Annotated in this window: 21 protein-coding genes; 8 read left to right on the top strand and 13 right to left on the bottom strand. The window is 68.2% G+C overall.

What is annotated here, in order from left to right; all coding sequences use genetic code 11:
- Positions 1-38 precede the first annotated feature (38 nt).
- Together CGU34_RS07250 and CGU34_RS07245 are read left to right on the top strand one after the other, a co-directional pair.
- Positions 39-323: a DUF6412 domain-containing protein gene (locus tag CGU34_RS07250; RefSeq protein ID WP_051513262.1), complete on the top strand. Its 285-nt coding sequence runs from the start codon at positions 39-41 to the stop codon at positions 321-323.
- Between the two features lie 93 nt (positions 324-416).
- On the top strand, positions 417-1,169 hold the full coding sequence (locus tag CGU34_RS07245; RefSeq protein WP_100813715.1) for a YidC/Oxa1 family membrane protein insertase: 753 nt from the start codon (positions 417-419) through the stop codon (positions 1,167-1,169).
- A gap of 134 nt (positions 1,170-1,303) precedes the next feature.
- On the opposite strand, the gene CGU34_RS07240 is transcribed toward CGU34_RS07245, so the two are convergent.
- A complete protein-coding gene (locus tag CGU34_RS07240) occupies positions 1,304-1,642 on the bottom strand; it encodes a sugar ABC transporter ATPase (RefSeq protein ID WP_100813714.1) in 339 nt (112 codons plus the stop codon).
- 39 nt (positions 1,643-1,681) lie between these two features.
- Positions 1,682-1,849, bottom strand: a complete 168-nt coding sequence (locus tag CGU34_RS16945) for a hypothetical protein (RefSeq protein WP_157811255.1) — start codon at positions 1,847-1,849, stop codon at positions 1,682-1,684.
- 232 nt (positions 1,850-2,081) lie between these two features.
- On the opposite strand from CGU34_RS16945, the gene CGU34_RS07235 reads away from it, so the two are divergent.
- From CGU34_RS07235 to CGU34_RS07230, 3 genes are all read left to right on the top strand, one after another.
- Positions 2,082-2,432 (top strand): putative quinol monooxygenase, encoded by a 351-nt coding sequence (locus CGU34_RS07235; protein WP_232711578.1) that lies wholly within the window; start codon positions 2,082-2,084, stop codon positions 2,430-2,432.
- A 116-nt stretch (positions 2,433-2,548) separates the two neighbouring features.
- Entirely contained in the window at positions 2,549-2,743 is a 195-nt protein-coding gene (locus CGU34_RS16940) for a hypothetical protein (protein ID WP_157811254.1), read from the top strand.
- A gap of 117 nt (positions 2,744-2,860) precedes the next feature.
- The gene (locus CGU34_RS07230) at positions 2,861-3,211 is read left to right on the top strand and encodes a LysR family transcriptional regulator (protein WP_036297521.1); all 351 of its coding nucleotides are present in this window, start codon (positions 2,861-2,863) and stop codon (positions 3,209-3,211) included.
- 61 nt (positions 3,212-3,272) lie between these two features.
- On the opposite strand, the gene CGU34_RS07225 is transcribed toward CGU34_RS07230, so the two are convergent.
- Together CGU34_RS07225 and CGU34_RS07220 are read right to left on the bottom strand one after the other, a co-directional pair.
- On the bottom strand, positions 3,273-4,952 hold the full coding sequence (locus CGU34_RS07225) for an ABC-F family ATP-binding cassette domain-containing protein (protein WP_100813713.1): 1,680 nt from the start codon (positions 4,950-4,952) through the stop codon (positions 3,273-3,275).
- 60 nt (positions 4,953-5,012) lie between these two features.
- Entirely contained in the window at positions 5,013-6,086 is a 1,074-nt protein-coding gene (locus CGU34_RS07220; RefSeq protein WP_100813712.1) for an alkene reductase, read from the bottom strand.
- Positions 6,087-6,239: 153 nt separating this feature from the next.
- Between CGU34_RS07220 and uvrA the strand changes: the two genes are divergently transcribed.
- Entirely contained in the window at positions 6,240-8,687 is a 2,448-nt protein-coding gene (uvrA, locus tag CGU34_RS07215; protein WP_100813711.1) for an excinuclease ABC subunit UvrA, read from the top strand.
- A gap of 21 nt (positions 8,688-8,708) precedes the next feature.
- Here the strand turns inward: uvrA and CGU34_RS07210 are convergent, their stop codons facing one another.
- The 7 genes from CGU34_RS07210 to CGU34_RS07185 form a co-directional block, all read right to left on the bottom strand.
- The gene (locus CGU34_RS07210) at positions 8,709-9,293 is read right to left on the bottom strand and encodes an alpha/beta fold hydrolase (protein WP_100813710.1); all 585 of its coding nucleotides are present in this window, start codon (positions 9,291-9,293) and stop codon (positions 8,709-8,711) included.
- 95 nt (positions 9,294-9,388) lie between these two features.
- Complete coding sequence (locus CGU34_RS07205) at positions 9,389-9,691, bottom strand: PLD nuclease N-terminal domain-containing protein (RefSeq protein WP_036294689.1); 303 nt, start codon at positions 9,689-9,691, stop codon at positions 9,389-9,391.
- Positions 9,692-9,800: 109 nt separating this feature from the next.
- Complete coding sequence (locus tag CGU34_RS07200) at positions 9,801-11,192, bottom strand: DUF2252 domain-containing protein (RefSeq protein ID WP_100813709.1); 1,392 nt, start codon at positions 11,190-11,192, stop codon at positions 9,801-9,803.
- 109 nt (positions 11,193-11,301) lie between these two features.
- Positions 11,302-11,511: a hypothetical protein gene (locus CGU34_RS17175; RefSeq protein ID WP_198517707.1), complete on the bottom strand. Its 210-nt coding sequence runs from the start codon at positions 11,509-11,511 to the stop codon at positions 11,302-11,304.
- A 20-nt stretch (positions 11,512-11,531) separates the two neighbouring features.
- Positions 11,532-11,654 (bottom strand): hypothetical protein, encoded by a 123-nt coding sequence (locus CGU34_RS17510; protein WP_269800293.1) that lies wholly within the window; start codon positions 11,652-11,654, stop codon positions 11,532-11,534.
- Between the two features lie 211 nt (positions 11,655-11,865).
- A complete protein-coding gene (gene ychF / locus CGU34_RS07190) occupies positions 11,866-12,939 on the bottom strand; it encodes a redox-regulated ATPase YchF (protein WP_100813774.1) in 1,074 nt (357 codons plus the stop codon).
- Between the two features lie 51 nt (positions 12,940-12,990).
- A complete protein-coding gene (locus CGU34_RS07185; RefSeq protein ID WP_100813708.1) occupies positions 12,991-13,743 on the bottom strand; it encodes a class I SAM-dependent methyltransferase in 753 nt (250 codons plus the stop codon).
- A 254-nt stretch (positions 13,744-13,997) separates the two neighbouring features.
- On the opposite strand from CGU34_RS07185, the gene CGU34_RS07180 reads away from it, so the two are divergent.
- Positions 13,998-14,633 (top strand): 3'-5' exonuclease, encoded by a 636-nt coding sequence (locus tag CGU34_RS07180; protein ID WP_100813707.1) that lies wholly within the window; start codon positions 13,998-14,000, stop codon positions 14,631-14,633.
- A gap of 88 nt (positions 14,634-14,721) precedes the next feature.
- On the top strand, positions 14,722-16,020 hold the full coding sequence (locus CGU34_RS07175; protein WP_100813706.1) for a DNA recombination protein RmuC: 1,299 nt from the start codon (positions 14,722-14,724) through the stop codon (positions 16,018-16,020).
- Here the strand turns inward: CGU34_RS07175 and CGU34_RS07170 are convergent.
- Both CGU34_RS07170 and glpX read right to left on the bottom strand, forming a co-directional pair.
- Complete coding sequence (locus CGU34_RS07170) at positions 15,998-16,285, bottom strand: hypothetical protein (protein ID WP_081766097.1); 288 nt, start codon at positions 16,283-16,285, stop codon at positions 15,998-16,000. The genes CGU34_RS07175 and CGU34_RS07170 overlap by 23 nt on opposite strands.
- Positions 16,286-16,471: 186 nt before the next feature.
- Positions 16,472-17,461, bottom strand: a complete 990-nt coding sequence (gene glpX / locus CGU34_RS07165) for a class II fructose-bisphosphatase (RefSeq protein ID WP_036294698.1) — start codon at positions 17,459-17,461, stop codon at positions 16,472-16,474.
- Positions 17,462-17,467 lie beyond the last annotated feature (6 nt).

Here is a 17,467-nt window from a genome sequence, read left to right as displayed (position 1 = left end):
TTAGCGTGAAAGCTCGGCCAGATGAGAGGGGATGCGTGATGCGAGAGCTCTTCGCCGCGTTCCTCGGCCTCGTCTTGCTCGCGTCGGGCGCGACCCCCGCCCTCGATTCCGGTGCCACGCTCGGCCTCGTCGTGATCGTCATCGCGGCCGTCGCAACTCTCGCGGTCCTCGCCCAACTGGTGCGACCCGACACCTCCGGGGCTGGCGCGAACATCCGCGCGGAAGGGTCGATCGGCATCGCCACGCCACCGGCGCAGAGCGATCCGGACGCCGCGGGCCACTCCCGCCCTCGAGCCCCGGGTTTCGCGGCCTCGGCCGCGTAGCCCTCGGCAGTTCGTGCCCCCGTTCGCGGGGCGCTTCGCCGACGTTTGTCGCGGCCACACGCCGCCTACCCAGACTCGACGATCGGAACCTCCGTGGACCTTTTTACCCTGCCCCCGCTCGCCGCCATCCTCGACGCCATGTACGCGGCGATGATGTGGCTGACCGACCTCCTCCAACCCGTCGCGGGTGACGCATCCGCCGCCGCAGCGATCGTGCTCCTGACGCTGATCGTGCGTACAGCACTGATCCCAGTGGGCATCTCGCAGGCGAAAGCCGAGCAGACGCGGGCTCGTCTCGCCCCGCGCCTGCGCGCGATCCAGAAGCGCTACAAGCACGACCGCGAGCGCCAACAGCGCGAGATGATGAAGCTGTACGCCGACGAGAACACTTCGCCCTTCGCCGGATTGTTGCCCGTGCTGGCGCAGGCTCCCATCGTGGGCATCATCTACGCGCTGTTCCTGCACAGCACGATCGCGGGGCATCCGAACGCTCTCCTCACCGAGCAGCTCGCTGGAGTGCCGCTCGGCACGAGCGTGGTGGGGTCTCTCGGCACATTCGATCCCGCAACCGGGGTCGTGTTCGGGATCCTGATCGCGATCATGTGCGTGGTCGCCGAGATCACCCGCCGCGCGTTTCGCCCGCCCGTCGCAGCAGCGGCGGATGCGGATGCCTCACCCCTGACATCCGTCGGCGCCCAACGCGTGATGGGACTGCTGCAGTACGCAACCGCGGTAGTGCTGCTGTTCGTGCCCCTCGCCGCGGCGCTGTACCTGACGGTGACGGTCGCCTGGACGCTGATTCAGCGCCTGATCCTACGCCGCCGCTATCCGCTGCCGCTGGTGTAGCCGCCGCACGGCGCCGAGACCGCCGGTTCGCGTCGAGTCCGCCGGTTCTGCACCGCGCACAACCGGCGGACTCGGCGGTACCCGGCGGACTCGACGCGAGAACGTGGTGCTCAGAATGCCGCGGGACCTGGTCTTCAGAGGTCTTCGGGCGACAGGTCACCCTCGCCCTCATCACCGAGATCGGCGATGAGCGGGTCTTCGCCCTGGGACTCCGGCTGGTCGAGCCCCGCACGAACATCCGTCGCGGGAATGTCGTCGTCATCAGCCGGGATCTCCGCGGGGTCGGCGCCCGTCGCGGTCGCGGGTTCCGCGAGCGGGGCCCCGTTTTCGCTGAGGCGGCCATCCCATTCCGCCTGCGCCGGATCGGCGTCCGCGTCCGCTGCTATCGAGGTGTCGATGTCGCTGAGCGGCTGATGAGGCACCGAAGTGCCCGCGTCATCCGCCATGCCGCTGTCCATCGTTTGGTCAGTCATCTCGTCTCCTCGCTGAGGTGTTGCTCGTGCTCGGTATCGCTATGCGTCGTCAGAATCCGGTCCGACGTCATCCAGTTCGGGCGCATCCGGATTCTCCTGCCCGATGCCCGCAGCATCGATCGCCGGCGCAGCCTCGCCATCCCGGGGCCCTGTGGCCTCGGGGTCTGCGATCTGCTGCTCTTGTGCGGGGTCTCGTGTGTCCGACATGGTCGTTCCTCTCGATTGCCGAAGCACGAGCGTTTCACCGGAACGGATGCCTCGCCCCCGGGTTGACGCGACTCCCTTTCCGCAGTAATCGGCCCCGCGCTCGCGGCCCCGTCTCCCCGCGAGTGCACGACTTCCGCGCCAGCGCACGACCTACGCACCGCGCGCAGGTCGTGCGCTCGGGGAAATCCCGTACGCTCGACGACCATCACGCCGACCACAGAAAGGAATGTGGATGAGCACACTGCTGGGTATCGCACGGTTCACGTTCCACTCGGGCATGGTCGACGAGTTCAAGCGACTCTCGCGCGAGTGCATGCGGGTTGTCCGAGAACTCGACACGGGCACGCTCCGCTACGAGATCTTCCTCAATGCGGACGAGTCCGAAGCGATGGTCATCGAGGAGTATGTCGATGAGCGGGCCTTGATCGAGCATTCGGCCCATATCGGCGCAGACCTCTCTGCGGCAATCATCGCGACGGGCACAGTGCACGGCGAGCTCCTGGGTGACTTATCGGATGACTTCCGCGCTCAGCTCGCAGGCGGCCCGGTGCAGTCGTTCTCGTCCTTCCTGTCGAAGGACTGAGCCCCGAGGTCTGCACAGCACCGACCCCGCGAGTGCACGGCTTGCGCGCGCTCGGCGGCCAACACGCCCTGGCGCGGCACAAGACGGTGGCCGCGGGTGCTCGATAGTGTGCGGGCATGGAAAACGAATCCCAGATGGGCCCTGCGCGCTACCGCATCTACATGGTCATCGGCATCATCGCGGTCCTCGGCTTCATCGCCACCGGCATCTGGGGCATCGTCGGCAGCAATGAACCCCTCCTCGGGTGGATCATGCTCGTCGCGGGTGTCGCGATCGGTGTGCTGTCGGTTGTGCGGCTCCGCTCGGCCTAAACCGACCCTCGCTCGCCTGCACATCGCGCACCCCCGGGCAAGCGCCGGTCTCTTCCCCGCACGCCCGGTAGCCTGGGCAGCGCCATTACCGGCATCCGCGACGACGAAAGGCGAACGGTGAACATCACGCTCCTCCGCCGATTCGTGGCGCTGACCGCCGCAGACCTGCACGCGCCCCGCGCGGCGCAGACCCTCGGCATCCCGCTCGCATCTCTGTACACGTCGATCGACAAGCTCGAGGCCGAGGTCGGGCATCCGATCGTCACCCGCAGCAAGTCCGGATGGACGCTCACACCCGCCGGCAAGCTCCTGCTCATCGAGGCGCAGCAGCAGATCGCCCACGCCCCGGCGCCCGCGGCCAAAACGGGCGGGCCCGCGGGTGGCAAAGCGAAGGCGTCAAAGGGCAAGGGCCGCGCGCCCGTCGTCAAGGGCGAACCGAAGCCCTTCAAGAAGCGTCAGGGTCGCTAGCCAGGGCCGTTAGTCAGGACGTTCGTCCGAGACATCCGGATGCTCCGGCCGCGGCGTCTCCTTACAGCTCGGTGACCCGCCCCGCCTCGACCCGCCAGTGCCGGTCGGTCTGCACCGTGTCGAGCATCCGCCGATCGTGAGTCACGAGCAGCAGTGTGCCCACGTACGACTCCAACGCTTTTTCGAGCTGCTCGATCGCCGGCAAATCGAGGTGGTTGGTCGGCTCGTCGAGCACGAGCAGGTTGATGCCCTGCGCCTGCAGCAGCGCCAGGGCGGCCCGCGTACGCTCGCCCGGCGAAAGCTCATCCACGGGGCGATTCACATGATCGGCCTTCAGCCCGAATTTCGCGAGCAGGGTGCGGACCTCTCCCGATGCGAGGGCGGGCACGAGTCCCTCGAACACATCGGCGAGCGCCCGGGTGCCTGTCAGCAGCGACCGTGCTTGGTCGATCTCGCCGATCTGCACGTTCGCGCCCACGCTCGCGGAGCCCTCATCGGGCGCCTGCCGCCCCAGCAGCGCACGCAGCAGGGTCGACTTGCCGGCGCCGTTGGGCCCGGTGATCCCGACCCGCTCCCCCGCGTTGACCTGCAGCGATACCGGACCGAGCGTGAAGGATCCCTGCCGGAACACCGCAGAGTTCAGCGTCGAGACGACGGTGCTCGAGCGCGGTGCCGCGCCGATCGTGAATTCGAGCTGCCATTCTTTGCGGGGCTCATCGACCTCGTCGAGCTGCGCGATCCGACTCTCCATCTGACGCACCTTCTGCGCCTGTTTCTCACTGGACTCGGTAGCGGCCTTGCGGCGGATCTTGTCATTGTCGGGCGACTTCTTCATCGCGTTGCGGACACCTTGGCTCGACCACTCCCTCTGCGTGCGAGCTCGTGACACCAGGTCCGCCTTCTTGTCGGCGAATTCGTCGTACTTCTCGCGCGCGTGGCGCCGCACCGTCTCGCGCTCCTCCAGATACGCGTCGTACCCGCCGCCGAAGACGCGATTGGATGCCTGGGCGAGGTCGAGTTCGAGAACGCGCGTCACGGAGCGCGCAAGAAACTCGCGGTCGTGGCTGACGAGAACAACGCCGCCGCGGAGCCCGCGCACGAACGCCTCCAGCCGTTCGAGGCCGTCGAGGTCGAGGTCGTTCGTGGGTTCGTCGAGCAGCACGATGTCGAAGCGGGACAGCAGCAGCGCCGCGAGTCCCACACGAGCCGCCTGACCCCCCGATAGCGAAGTCATCAGGGCGTGTTCGGCGCTCGCGGCGCCAAGATCGAGGCGCAGGTCCAGCCCCAGGTCGGCGAGCACCACGGGGATTCGCTCGTCGAGATCCGCCGCGCCGCTCGCCAACCAGCGTTCGAGCGCCGCCGAATAGACGTCCGCCGGATCAGCGTCGGTGCCCGTCACGGGTGCGGGATCTCCTAGAGCGGATGCCGCGGCATCCATCGCCGCCGTCGCCTGCGCGCACCCCGTGCGGCGGCCGATGTACTCGGCTATCGTCTCGCCCTCGACCCGCTCGTGCTCCTGCGGCAGCCAGCCGACGAAAGCGTCGGCTGGTGCCAGCGAGACCGTACCGGCCTGCGGCTCGTCGATTCCCGCGAGCAACCGCAGGAGGGTGGATTTGCCGGCGCCGTTCGCTCCGACGACACCGACCACATCACCCGGGGCGACGGTGAGGTCGAGATTGTCGAAGAGCGTGCGGTGGCCGTATCCGCCGGCGAGTCCGCGCGCGACGAGAGTTGCGGTCATGGATTGATTTTCGCATTCCGATGGGGCACCCCGTCACGGGCAGCACCCCACGAGTTGCCCTTACGCGGACAGGCGCGGGTAGTCCGTGTAGCCCTCGGCGCCCAGGCCGTAGAACGTCGCCGGGTTCGGCTCGTTCTCGGGGTGACCACCCTGCCACCGCTCGACGAGGTCGGGGTTCGCGATGGCCAACCGTCCGACGGCGACCGCATCGGCCGATCCGTTCGCAACGAAGTCGATCGCCTCGTCCTTCGTCGTGAGCTTGCCGAAGCCACTGTTGGCGATGAAGGTGCCGCCGAAGTCCCCGCGCAGCGCCTGCACGAGGTCACCGGCAGGCTCCGCGTGCAGAACACTCAGGTACGCAAGGCCGAGCGGAGCGAGACCCGCCACAACGGCCTCATACGTGGCCTTCACATCGTCGGCATCCGTCTCGAACGCATCCTGAATGTTGTGGGCCGGCGACAGGCGAATGCCCACGCGTCCCGCGCCGACGGCATCCGCGATCGCACTCGTCACTTCGACGACGAACTTCGCGCGCGCCTCGGGCGACCCGCCGTATGCGTCTGTGCGCTGGTTCGACGCCGGCGAGAGGAACTGGTGCAGCAGATACCCGTTCGCCCCGTGCACCTCGACGCCATCCATCCCGGCCTCGATTGCGCGCTCCGCCGCCGCAACGATCTCGTCGCGAACCTGCGCGAGCTCGTCCGTCGTCAGCGCGTGCGGCACGGGGTACGGCTTCTTGCCCAGCGGTGTGCGCACATCCCCGGCGATAGCGATCGCGCTGGGTGCGACGATGCGCGGGGTCCCTGTGATGTCGGTGTGCGAGACGCGGCCACCGTGCATGACCTGCATTACGATCACGCCGCCCTCGGCGTGCACGGCATCGGCGACGGCGCGCCACCCCGCGACCTGCTCGTCGGTGACGATTCCGGGCTGGCCCGGGTATGCGCGCGACTCCGCGGTCGGGTACACACCCTCGGTGATGATCATTCCGAGTCCCGCTCGCTGCGCGTAGTGCTCGGCGACGAGAGCTCCCGGTACGCCTTCGGCGCCGGATCGCGTCCGCGTGAGCGGCGCCATGACGACACGGTTGGGAAGAGTCAGGTCACCGACGGTCAGCGGGGAGAACAAATTCACGGATGGAGCCCTTCGACAAGAAGTCGGGCCACGATGTGCGACCCGACCTGACCGGCAACGAGGCGTCCGGCCGTGGTATTCCCCGGGCTGTGCGCTTTACGCCCATGACGCAACCCCCAGCGCCGGTGAGCGCACCCGCGTACCGTCGAGGACATGACACGGGACGATCTGGACGGCTGGGTGCGGGTGCGCGGCGCGCGCGAGCACAATTTGAAGAATGTCGAGATCGACATCCCCCGCGATTGCATGGTGGTCTTCACCGGCGTCTCGGGTTCGGGCAAGTCCTCGCTGGCGTTCGGCACGCTGTATGCCGAGGCTCAGCGGCGCTACTTCGAATCCGTCGCCCCTTACGCTCGCCGGTTACTCAACCAGGTCGGCGCCCCGGACGTGGACGAGATCTCTGGACTCCCGCCCGCCGTCGCCCTGCAGCAGCGCCGGGGCGCGCCGAGCTCGCGCTCCACGGTCGGTACGATCACCACGCTGTCCAACCTGCTCCGCATGCTCTATTCCCGGGCGGGAACGTACCCCACAGGGGCGTCGCACCTCTCCGCCGAGGCGTTCTCACCGAACACGGCGTCGGGCGCGTGTCCCCGCTGCCACGGCCTGGGAACGGTGCACGACGTCACGGAAGAACTCCTGGTTCCCGACGACACCCTCAGTATCCGCGACGGCGCGATCGCCGCCTGGCCCGGGGCCTGGCAGGGCGCGAACCTGCGCAGCATCGTGCGGGGGCTGGACATAGACATCCACAAGCCGTGGCGCAAGCTGCCGCGCAAGGATCGCGATTGGCTGCTGTACACCGACGAACAGCCATCCGTCTTCATCGAACCCGAAGAGGGTCGCGTCGACCACGGCTACTACGGCAAGTTCTGGAGCGCGCGGGCGCACGTCATGCACGTGCTCGGGCAGTCGCAGAGTGAGCGGATGCGTGAGAAGGCGATGCGCTTCGTCCGCAGTATGCCGTGCCCGGAATGTGGGGGCAGCGGGCTGCGTCCCGAGGCGCGAGCGGTGACGTTCAACGGGCGCTCGATTGGCGAGATGAACGCGATTCCGTTCGCCGAGCTCGCGACAGAGCTGCGAGAGGGAGCGGATGCCGCAGCATCCGCGGGCGATGGCGAAGCCGCGGATCGCATCGCGACCGATGTCATCTCGCGCGTCGAGGTACTGCTCGACCTCGGTCTCGGTTACCTGAGCCTCGGCCGCAACTCCACGACGCTCTCACCCGGCGAGGCACAGCGGCTGCGGATCGCGACGCAGTTGCGCTCCGGGCTCTTCGGCGTGGTCTATGTGCTCGACGAGCCGTCCGCGGGTCTGCACCCCGCCGACGCGCAGCCGCTGCTGCGGGTCTTGGAGCGACTCAAGGACTCCGGAAACTCGCTCTTCGTCGTCGAACACGACCTCGACGTCATCCGGCGCGCTGACTGGGTGGTCGACATCGGACCCGCGGCAGGCGAGGCCGGCGGACACGTCGTCTACTCCGGCCCGGTCGAGGGACTCCGTGAGGTCGAGGCATCCGTCACCGGTCGCTACCTGTTCCGGGCGGCGTCGCCGGAGGAGCGCACGCCCCGCACACCGCACGGCTGGCTGCACCTGCGTGGCGTCACCCGCCACAATCTGCGCGACGCATCCGCCGACATCCCCCTCGGAGTCATGACCGCCGTCACAGGCGTCTCGGGTTCGGGTAAGTCCACGCTCGTGACGCAGGTGCTCGCCCAGGTGGTGCGCGATCGCCTCGGATCGGAGCCAGAGGATCCCGACGATTCCACGTTCGATGTCGACATCGAGGCGGTCTCGGGTGCCGAGGCATTCGATCGGCTGGTGGTCGTCGACCAACGCCCGATCGGACGGACCCCGCGATCGAACCTCGCGACGTACACGAGCATGTTCGATGTCGTCCGCAAGATCTTCGCCGCGACGGACGAGGCCCGATCGCGTGGCTACAGCGCGGGCCGATTCTCGTTCAACGTCGCGGGTGGGCGGTGCGAGACGTGTCAGGGCGAGGGTTTCGTCTCGGTCGAGCTGATGTTCCTGCCCGGCACATACGCGCCCTGCCACACCTGCCACGGCGCGCGCTACAACGCCGAGACGCTCGAGGTGACGTATCGCGATAGGTCGATCGCGGATGTTCTGGGCATGACCGTGGCGGATGCCGCGGAGTTCTTCTCCGACTCAGCGCCCGCCTCGCGCAGCCTCGAGATGCTCCGCCAGGTCGGCCTGGGCTATCTGCGCCTCGGTCAGCCCGCGACCGAGCTCAGCGGTGGCGAGGCGCAACGCATCAAGCTCGCGACCGAGCTGCAGCGCGCGCACCGCGGTCACGCTCTCTACCTGCTCGACGAGCCGACCTCCGGTTTGCACCCGGCCGACGTCGAGCTGCTGCTCGATCAGCTGCAGCAGCTGGTGGATGCGGGCAACTCGGTCGTGCTCGTCGAACACGACCAGTCCGCGATCACTGCGAGCGACTGGGTCATCGACATGGGACCGGGCGGCGGCGATGCGGGCGGGACGGTTGTCGCGACCGGCACACCCCGGGAGGTCGCACGGGGCGACGGCGCGACGGCGACGCACCTCGCGGAGTGGCTGGCCCGGGCCGACGAGGCCTGACCGCGGCCTGGTTGGGCCGGTCTAGTCCCAGTCGAGGTAGTCCTCGATGGCCCACGAGGTCGCGCCGACGTGAGTGGTGGGGAACAGGTGTCCGCCGCCCTCGATCGGGACGACACTCACGAGACCCGGAGCGGACGCCTGCAACGCCTCGCCGTTGGCCGGGGGCGTCACATCATCCTCGGTGCCCTGAACGACGAGAACAGGCAGTCCGTCGGCCAGCGGCGGCGCGACATCCGCCGCCTCGACGCCGAGCAGCAGCACGCCGTTCACCCGCGCGTGGTGGTCGAGCGAGACCCGACGCGCGACGGAACCGCCGAACGCGTGCCCGCCGACCCAGGCGTCCTCGATACCGAGGTGGTCCATGACGTCGACGACGTCCTGGGCGAGATCACGAGCCGTGCCACCCACGGCATCCGTCTTCTCCGCTGAATCGCTGAGGCCGATCCGGACGACGCGGAAGTCCTCCTGCGCCACCGAGTGAGCGAGCGAGCCGAGTGCGTCGATGTCCGACCCGCGATCGGCGACCAGCACGAGGGCCGGGCCCTCTCCTTCGGCGGCGAAGGGAATCGCGCGTCCGTCGGGTTCGAAGATCTGGGTCTCGGTCATCGTCGTGGCTCCTCTGTTTCCAGCTAACCAGGGTATCGCCGAGCGCGACGACGAACCGCCAGCTGGGTGGCCCGAGTCTCCGTCGTTTGTCCGCGTCAGCGTTGGTGACGGATGCCGAAGAGGTAGTACGCGGCGGGGCCGATCCAGTTAACCAGGATCACCGGAATCCACACCGGCTTGGGGCCGACGACCTCGTCCGCGTCCCGCCGGGCGAGGTCCCAGAACGCCAGGAACGCGAACACCACCTGCAGGACGCCCACGACGGCGAGGCCCACCTTGGCGCCTGCCGAGACCGCCTTGACCTCTGCGACGACCTTGACACCTTGGGCGAGAACCTCTTTGACCTTGGTTGTGTCGAGCTTGGCGTTGTTGGTCTTGGCCATGTCGATTTTGGCCATGTCGATCTCCTTCGATGGCGCGGTTCGCGGGGGTGGGTTCCACCGTAGTCCGGGAATCGTGTGATCAGACGGTTCCGTTGGCGAAGCGGACCGCTCCGGCCCTCCCGGCTCAGACGCCGGTCTCGGCCGGGAGGCGTCCGGACGCAACCGCTTGACGCAGCAGCTCGAAGTCGGCCTCGGCGACATCGGCGTAGGCGGCCGACCATGCCGCCGTCGCCTCGGCGAACTCGTCTGATCGGCCGAGGTAGCCCACGATCGCGGCCGAGGCGGGCGACTGCCCGTGCGCCCGAGCCAGGAGTGCCGCGCACAGCGCGCTGTATGAGCGGAATTGATCGGCGTTGAGCGTGGCCGGGTCGATCGACCCCTTCATGTCGCGGAACTGCCGCCAGTAGTAGTCCACCCGATAGCGGTCCGCGGCGTCACCGGCCCAGCCGCGCATCCATCCGACGAACAGGTCGGAGTTCGCCTGCAGGATCCGCTGGGCAGCCACAACGCGGTGACCCTCGATGAAGTCCGTCACACCGGGGCGACCCGGGATGAGCGACCGCCGACCCCCATACGTCGACAGGACCGACGGCGGGGCCTCCTTCACCTGAAGGAACAGGATGTCGCCGGTGGGACCCTCGACGGCGATCAGGTAGCAGCGCGTGCCGACGCTGCCGACACCGACGACCCGCAGGGCGAAGTCGACCACGCGGTACTGCTCCAGCAGGAACGCGATGTCTTCGCGCAAGGTCGCGCGGTATTGGGTGAACAGGTCGGTGACCTCGCCCAGGGTCGCGTGGTCGACGTGGCGCAGGACGGGAGGTTGATCGACGATGCGGATGCCGCCGTCGATCGAGATCGTCGTCAGGCGCTGCAGGAGCCGCTCCGACGTGCGGGCGCGGGCCTTCTTCGCCGCTTTGCGGACCGTCTGCTCGCCTTCCTCCCCGAAGTGACGCGCGACCGAAGACATATCGACCCGGGTGTAGTAGCGCTCCCGCGTCGACAGGCGGCAGTAGTCCCGCAACGTCGAGCGGTATGCATCGGCCGCCGCGAAGGCCGCGGCGCGGCATGCGTCCTCGCTCAAGCCGATGTAGCGCCCGGCGATGTGCACGCTCGCGCTGAGCCGGCGCACGTCCCACTCCCAGGGCGCGACGCCGCCCTCGTCGAAGTCGTTGAGGTCGAAGACGAGCGCGCGCTCGGGCGAGGCAAAGAAACCGAAGTTCGAGATGTGCGCGTCGCCGCAGGAGACGACTTCGAGATCGGTGGTGGGCGCACGGCGCAGGTCGGCCGCCATGACCGCCGCCGTACCCCGGTAGAACGCGAACGGCGATTGCAGCATCCGTCCCACCCGCACGGGCACGAGATCCTTCAGCCTCGACGCGTGCTGTTCTTCGAGAATGGCGAAGGGATCCCGGTCGGCGGGAAGGACCAGCTTGGCCAATTCTCGCCGCGGCAGACGCTTACGCAACCGGCGCCCGGCTTCGTACGCGGATGACCGTCGCTCGACGTTTCCCATGTCGCAGGCTACCGCGTGACGGCGCACGACGGGGGGGGTCACATCACCGGTTGCCACCCGCCCGACGCGCGAGCCGCTCAGAGCGAGCCGAGGCGATTCTTGTCCACGCTCAGTCGGCGACCGAACGGACGATCTCGACGATGCGCTTCTCCGTGGCCTCGTCAACGTCCTCGAAGTACCACGCCGCCGGCATCAAATTCCCGTCGTGGCCGCCTGCGGCGCGAAAGGGCACCTTCTCCGTCAGGGCGAGATTCAACCGCTCGTCGTTGCGAAGCGTCACAAGCGCGGGCGCGCTGGCCGACGTCGCGTAGGCGGGCATCCCGTACCAGATCCGCGGCTTCAGGTCGGGGCTGCGGTCACGATGATGCTGTGCACGCGTTGCATCACCGATCGCCGCGGCTCTTCCACGCTCGCGATCTTGTCCATCACGTTCTTCAGGTTTTTTTCGTCTTTCGACGGCATCTCATGTCCTCTCGTCGGCCGACGCCTGGCATCGGCAGAATGAAGTCGGCGCATCTTCGCGCCGCACCCCATCCGGACATGTCCTGATGTGATCAGGCCTCTCCGCAATGATTCACGTGACTCTTCACGTGGAAGTGCAATCGGTGGCATGCCACCGCGATTAGGGTAGCGAATATGGCGACGGATTTCATCGTCAGCTCCGCTGTCTTGGTCAGTTGTTGAAGCGGAACTCCACGACGTCGCCGTCCTGCATGACGTAGTCCTTGCCCTCGAGCCGCGCCTTGCCCTTCGCACGGGCCTCGAGCACCGACCCCGTCGCAACCAGGTCATCGAACGAGATGACCTCGGCCTTGATGAAGCCCTTCTCGAAGTCCGTGTGGATGACGCCGGCGGCCTGCGGTGCCTTCCAGCCCTTGCCGATCGTCCAGGCGCGCGACTCCTTCGGACCCGCTGTCAGGTACGTCTGCAGGCCGAGCGTGTCGAAGCCGATGCGCGCGAGCTGGTCGATGCCCGACTCGTCCTGACCCGTAGATGCCAGCAGCTCGGCGGCGTCCTCGGGGTCGAGGCCGATCAGCTCGGACTCGATCTTCGCGTCGAGGAACACGGCACGGGCAGGCGCGACCAGGGCGGCGAGCTCGGCGAGCCGTGCGGCATCCGTCAGCACGGCTTCGTCGACGTTGAAGACGTAGATGTAGGGCTTGGAGGTCATCAGGCCGAGCTCTTTGATCGCCGCGAGGTCGAGGCCCGAGTGGCTCAGCAACACGCCGCGCTCGAGGGCATCCTTCGCCGCGACTGCCGCCTCGAGCACCGAGGGGTCGGCCTTCTTGCCCTTGACCTCTTTCTCGAGACGCGGAATCGCCTTCTCGAGCGTCTGCAGGTCGGCCAGCATCAGCTCGGCGTTGATGGTCTCGAGGTCGTTCTTCGGGTTGACCGAGCCCTCGACGTGCACGACATCGTCGTCGGTGAATCCGCGGACGACCTGTGCGATCGCATCCGCCTCACGGATGTTCGCGAGGAACTGGTTGCCCAGACCCTCCCCTTCGCTCGCACCGCGGACGATACCGGCGATGTCAACGAACGAGACCGTCGCGGGCAGGATCCGCTCGCTACCGAAGATCTCGGCGAGCTTCGTCAGACGCGGGTCGGGCAGGTTCACGACCCCGACGTTCGGCTCGATCGTCGCGAACGGATAGTTCGCCGCGAGCACGTCGTTCTGGGTCAGTGCGTTGAAGAGGGTGGACTTGCCGACGTTGGGCAGGCCGACGATGCCGATAGTGAGAGCCACGGGCATCGAGTCTACGGCGGCGGGCCGGACGAATCCTCCGGGCCCGTGCGCTCAGCCGCGTAGGACAGCCCGGAAGGCGTGCGTCACGTACGGCATGTCGATCGAGCCGTCGGCTTCGGGGGACGGATGCTGCCCCAGATGATCGGCCACCTCGCGCTCGATGCGCGCACGTTCCTCGGGCTCTGCCGTGATGACGTAGCTGCGTGAGCGGACCATATCGAGCACGGCCTGGGGAGACATCCGCCGCGTCCACGTCCACTCGCGGCGCTCGAGGGCCTCGAACGGCTCGGCTACGCGCGGGCCCCCGTCCGCGATGAGCTGCTCGGCGTTGCTGCCGTGCATGATCTCGGTCAGGCGCGCCACCCACGGCACGTGCTCGTCGCGGATGTTCCAGACGAGGCCGAGCACCCCGCCGGGCGTGAGGACGCGCCCGATCTCGCGCGAGCCGGCGTCGGGGTCGACCCAGTGCCACGCCTGGCCGAGCACCACGGCGTCGACGGATGCGTCGGGCAGCGGCATCCGTTCTGCCTGTCCCTCAACGGTCCGCACGTGGGGGAGCCCGGCGCGCAGCTGGTCGAGCATCGCAGGGTCGGGGTCGACGGCGACCACCTCGGCCCCTACCGCGAGCAGGGCGCGCGTGAGCTTGCCGGTGCCTGCGCCCACGTCGGCGACGCGCAGCGGGGAACGAGCGACGACGGGCTCGAGCATCCACTCGACCGCCGCCGCGGGGTACTCGGGGCGACCTGCCTCGTATATTGCGGCGGCACGCCCGAACGACATCGACATCTGCTCGCGATCGCTCATGCGCCGAGCCTACGTCGGGCGTCCGAAGCGCGACCCCGCCGGACTCGCCGGGGTCGGCGGTAAATCTGAAAGGAATATCGCCTGCCGTGGTAGCCGTATCGACCCTCAGGCGGCCTCTCGCGCTCAATATTCCTTTCAGATTTACGCCGAAACCCATCAGCCACGTCAAGCCAGATCGCGCGACACGCCGGGCCTCCTCGCCGACCCCGGCGCGCCTCCGCCCCCCGCGGCTCCGGCCGCGCGAGGGTGGGGTCGTGCCCCTGGATTTCACCGCCATCGACTTCGAGACGGCGAATTCCAGCCCCGCGTCTGCGTGCGCCGTCGGTTTGGTCCGGGTCCGTGCCGGCCGGGTCGTCGCGAAGGCCGGGTGGTTGATCCGCCCGCCCGCGGGCCACGACGAGTTCAATCCGTTCAACACGCGCATCCACGGCATCCGGGTCGAGGATGTTGCGGGCGCGGCCGAGTGGACGCACCAACTCGACGCCCTCTGCGCATTCGCCGGCGCCGATGTGCTCGTCGCCCACAACGCCGGGTTCGACATGAACGTACTGCGCCGAGCCTGCGCCGCCACGGGCGACGACTGCCCGCCCTACCGTTACCTCTGCACGCTGCAGCTCGCCCGCAAGTCGTACGTGCTCGACTCGTACCGGCTGCCGGTGGCCGCGGCTGAAGCCGGCTTTGCCGACTTCGCGCACCACAACGCGACGGCGGACGCCGAAGCGTGCGCGCACATCGTCATCGACACCGCGCGGCGGCACGGAGTGACGGATGTCTCGCACCTGGCCGAACTCGCGGGCATCAAGGTGGGTCGGCTCGAGCCATCGGCGCCGGCGCCCGTCTCGCCTGGCCCGACCTTCGCCCCGATTGCTCTCGAGGCCGCCGTAGCCTGAGGCCGTCGCCTGAGGGGTTCGTCCGATCCGCGAGCACGAGGCGCGCGGCGCTCCGGGCGATGTCGCACCCCCCTGCGACCATGGGCGCATGGACATCTTGATCCTTCTCGGACTGCTCGCGGCGCTCGTCGTCGGCGCTCTCGTCGGCTGGCTCGCGCGGGGTGCTCGTGCGCAGACCGACATGGCCGCACTCCGCGCCCGCACGACCGGAGCCGAGTCCCTCGTCGCGGGGTTGCGCGAGCAGCTCCAGCTTCAGCGCGGCGCCGATGCCGAGCGGGCCGAACGAGAGCGGCGCGACCAGGCCGTGTTGCGCGCCCTCGCGCCCGTGCAGGAGTCGCTCGATCGGATGCAGCGGCAGGTCGTCGACCTCGAACGTGAGCGCGGCGCTCAGTACGGGGCCATCTCGGCTCAGCTGCGTCAATCCTTGGAGTCCGACGAGCAGCTGCGGCGCACCACCGAGTCGCTCGCCGGCGCCCTGCGCTCGAACGGCACACGGGGCGTCTGGGGCGAGACGGCGCTTCGCCGCGTGGTCGAGGCGGCCGGACTCACGCGTCACGTCGACTTCACGATCCAAACCTCGGTGACGACGGATGCCGGAACCGGCCGGCCGGACATGGTCATCCGACTGCCCGGCGGCGCGTCGGTGCCGGTCGACGCGAAGGTCCCGCTCGATGCGTACCTCGAGGCATCCGCGATCCCCGTCACCGCGACCGGCGAGCAGGCCGAGCGTCGCCAGGCCCTCCTGCAGCGGCATGTACGAGCCGTTCGTGCACACGTGGACGCACTCGCGAAGAAGGCGTATTGGACGGGTGTCGAGTCGAGCCCGGAGTTCGTGATCTGTTTCATCCCGAACGAATCGCTGCTCGCCACCGCGCTCGACGAGGACCCGACCTTGCTCGACTACGCCTTCTCCCGACGGGTCGCGCTGGCGTCCCCGGTGAATCTCTGGGCCGTGCTCAAGACGGTCGCTTTCTCGTGGACGCAACAGGATGTCTCGGCCGAGGCCAAGCGGCTGTTCGAGCTCGGATCGACCCTGTACCAGCGGCTCGGTGCCCTCGCCGGGCATGCCGACTCGCTCCGTCGCGCGATCGAGCGCACGGTCGAGAGCTACAACCGCTTCGCGGGTTCGCTCGAGACGCGCGTGCTGGCGACCGCGCGTCAGTTCCCGGGCATTGACGACACCCGGCTGCTACCCGAGGCGACCTCGATCACCACGACGCCCCGGTCATTGACCGCGGCAGAACTGCTGGATTCTGTCGAAGACGACGAATCGGATGCCGCCGATCGCTCCGTAGACGACAGCGAAGACACCGGCACCCACACGCCGGTCGCACTCGCCGACGTCGGAGAGTTGCGAGATCGGCTTACGATCCCCCGCCAGGAATGAGGCTCATGAGGGCGACAACGGTGCCCGAAATGACGACGAATGCGCCGACGAGCCACCAAGCGCTGACCTCGTGGCCCTCTTCTCGACGTACGCGCAGTAACACGTCCTGGCGACGGGCGGGGTCGATCGCATCGGCGACGACGGCCTGGGCACCGGTCTGCGGGTGAGCAGCGGTCGACGCAAAACCCGGTGCTGAGCCGGGAACTGCCGTCGAATTGGGCGCCGCTGGGGAGCCCTGAACTGCCGTGAAACCCTGTGCAGTCATGCAAAACCGTCCCGTGTGTGCTGTGGATGGACCACCGTCAACGCTGACTGGCACGCCCTATTCTGCCAGACCGATCCGAGAACCGGCTGGCACCGCGGCCCACGGGAGCCGTCTCGGTCATAGCCGCGTGCGGCTGAGGGTCACAGCCGCGTGCGGCTGAGGGTCACAGCCGCGTGCGGCTGAGGGTCACAGCCACTTGGACGTGAGGTGCTCCGAAGTGATGCGCCGAAGGGTTCCGGAACGGCCGCGCAGAACGACACTCTCGCTGTAGATGAAGTCGCCCTCGCGCCGCACACCCGCCACCAACTGCCCGTCGGTGACGCCGGTCGCCACGAAGATCGTGTTGTCTCCCGTGACCAGCTCGTCGGCCTCATAGACGTATCCGTCCGTCTTGAGCCCGGCATCCGCGCCCTTCTGCTTTTCAACGTCATCGCGCGGCCACAACCGACCCTGGATGTGTCCGCCGAGCGCCTTGATGGCACATGCCGTCACGATGCCCTCCGGGCTGCCGCCGACACCGACACACATGTCGGTGCGGGCGTTGTGCCGCGCCGCGTTGATCCCGCCCGCGACATCGCCGTCGGACATCAGGCGTGTTCCGGCGCCGGCCGCACGGATGTCCGCGATGAGCTGTTCGTGTCGGGGCCGGTTCAGCACCGACACCACCATCTCGTCGATCGGCTTTCCGAGCGCCTTCGAGAGCAGGCGGATGTTCTCACCGATCGGCAGACGGATGTCGACCACACCCACGCCCGCGGGCCCCGTCACCAGCTTGTCCATATAGAACACCGACGACGCGTCGAGCATTGTGCCGCGGTCCGACACCGCGATGACCGAGAGCGCGTTCTGCCGCCCGGCGGCCGTCAGCGACGTCCCGTCGATCGGATCGACGGCTACGTCGCATTGCGGGCCGCGCCCGTTGCCGACCTTCTCGCCGTTGAACAGCATGGGCGCTTCGTCCTTCTCACCCTCGCCGATCACGATGACGCCGTCGAAGTTCACCGTCGTGAAGAAGGCTCGCATCGCGTCAACGGCAGCGGCGTCCGCGGCGAGTTTGTCTCCGCGGCCGATAAACGGCACCGCTCGAATGGAGGCCGCCTCCGTCGCGCGAACGAGTTCGAGGGCGAGATTTCGATCGGGATGAAGGGGGCTCATGTCGCCGGTGATGCTGACCATGTCGCC

Source organism: Microbacterium lacus (genome assembly GCF_002812805.1).
Classification (GTDB): Bacteria; Actinomycetota; Actinomycetes; order Actinomycetales; family Microbacteriaceae; genus Microbacterium; species Microbacterium lacus_A.
The sequence above is the reverse complement of the archived record's forward strand: the minus strand, read 5'-3'. Positions and strand labels throughout refer to the sequence as shown.

Coding starts and splice junctions, on each gene's coding strand:
- CGU34_RS07250 (WP_051513262.1), top strand. CDS start 39: ATGCGAGAGCTCTTCGCCGCGTTCCTCGGCCTCGTCTTGCTCGCGTCG.
- CGU34_RS07240 (WP_100813714.1), bottom strand. CDS start 1,642: ATGACTGACCAAACGATGGACAGCGGCATGGCGGATGACGCGGGCACT.
- CGU34_RS16945 (WP_157811255.1), bottom strand. CDS start 1,849: ATGTCGGACACACGAGACCCCGCACAAGAGCAGCAGATCGCAGACCCC.
- CGU34_RS07235 (WP_232711578.1), top strand. CDS start 2,082: ATGAGCACACTGCTGGGTATCGCACGGTTCACGTTCCACTCGGGCATG.
- CGU34_RS16940 (WP_157811254.1), top strand. CDS start 2,549: ATGGAAAACGAATCCCAGATGGGCCCTGCGCGCTACCGCATCTACATG.
- CGU34_RS07225 (WP_100813713.1), bottom strand. CDS start 4,952: ATGACCGCAACTCTCGTCGCGCGCGGACTCGCCGGCGGATACGGCCAC.
- uvrA (WP_100813711.1), top strand. CDS start 6,240: ATGACACGGGACGATCTGGACGGCTGGGTGCGGGTGCGCGGCGCGCGC.
- CGU34_RS07210 (WP_100813710.1), bottom strand. CDS start 9,293: ATGACCGAGACCCAGATCTTCGAACCCGACGGACGCGCGATTCCCTTC.
- CGU34_RS07205 (WP_036294689.1), bottom strand. CDS start 9,691: ATGGCCAAAATCGACATGGCCAAGACCAACAACGCCAAGCTCGACACA.
- CGU34_RS07200 (WP_100813709.1), bottom strand. CDS start 11,192: ATGGGAAACGTCGAGCGACGGTCATCCGCGTACGAAGCCGGGCGCCGG.
- CGU34_RS17175 (WP_198517707.1), bottom strand. CDS start 11,511: ATGCCCGCCTACGCGACGTCGGCCAGCGCGCCCGCGCTTGTGACGCTT.
- CGU34_RS17510 (WP_269800293.1), bottom strand. CDS start 11,654: ATGCCGTCGAAAGACGAAAAAAACCTGAAGAACGTGATGGACAAGATC.
- CGU34_RS07185 (WP_100813708.1), bottom strand. CDS start 13,743: ATGAGCGATCGCGAGCAGATGTCGATGTCGTTCGGGCGTGCCGCCGCA.
- CGU34_RS07175 (WP_100813706.1), top strand. CDS start 14,722: ATGGACATCTTGATCCTTCTCGGACTGCTCGCGGCGCTCGTCGTCGGC.
- CGU34_RS07170 (WP_081766097.1), bottom strand. CDS start 16,285: ATGACTGCACAGGGTTTCACGGCAGTTCAGGGCTCCCCAGCGGCGCCC.
- glpX (WP_036294698.1), bottom strand. CDS start 17,461: ATGGTCAGCATCACCGGCGACATGAGCCCCCTTCATCCCGATCGAAAT.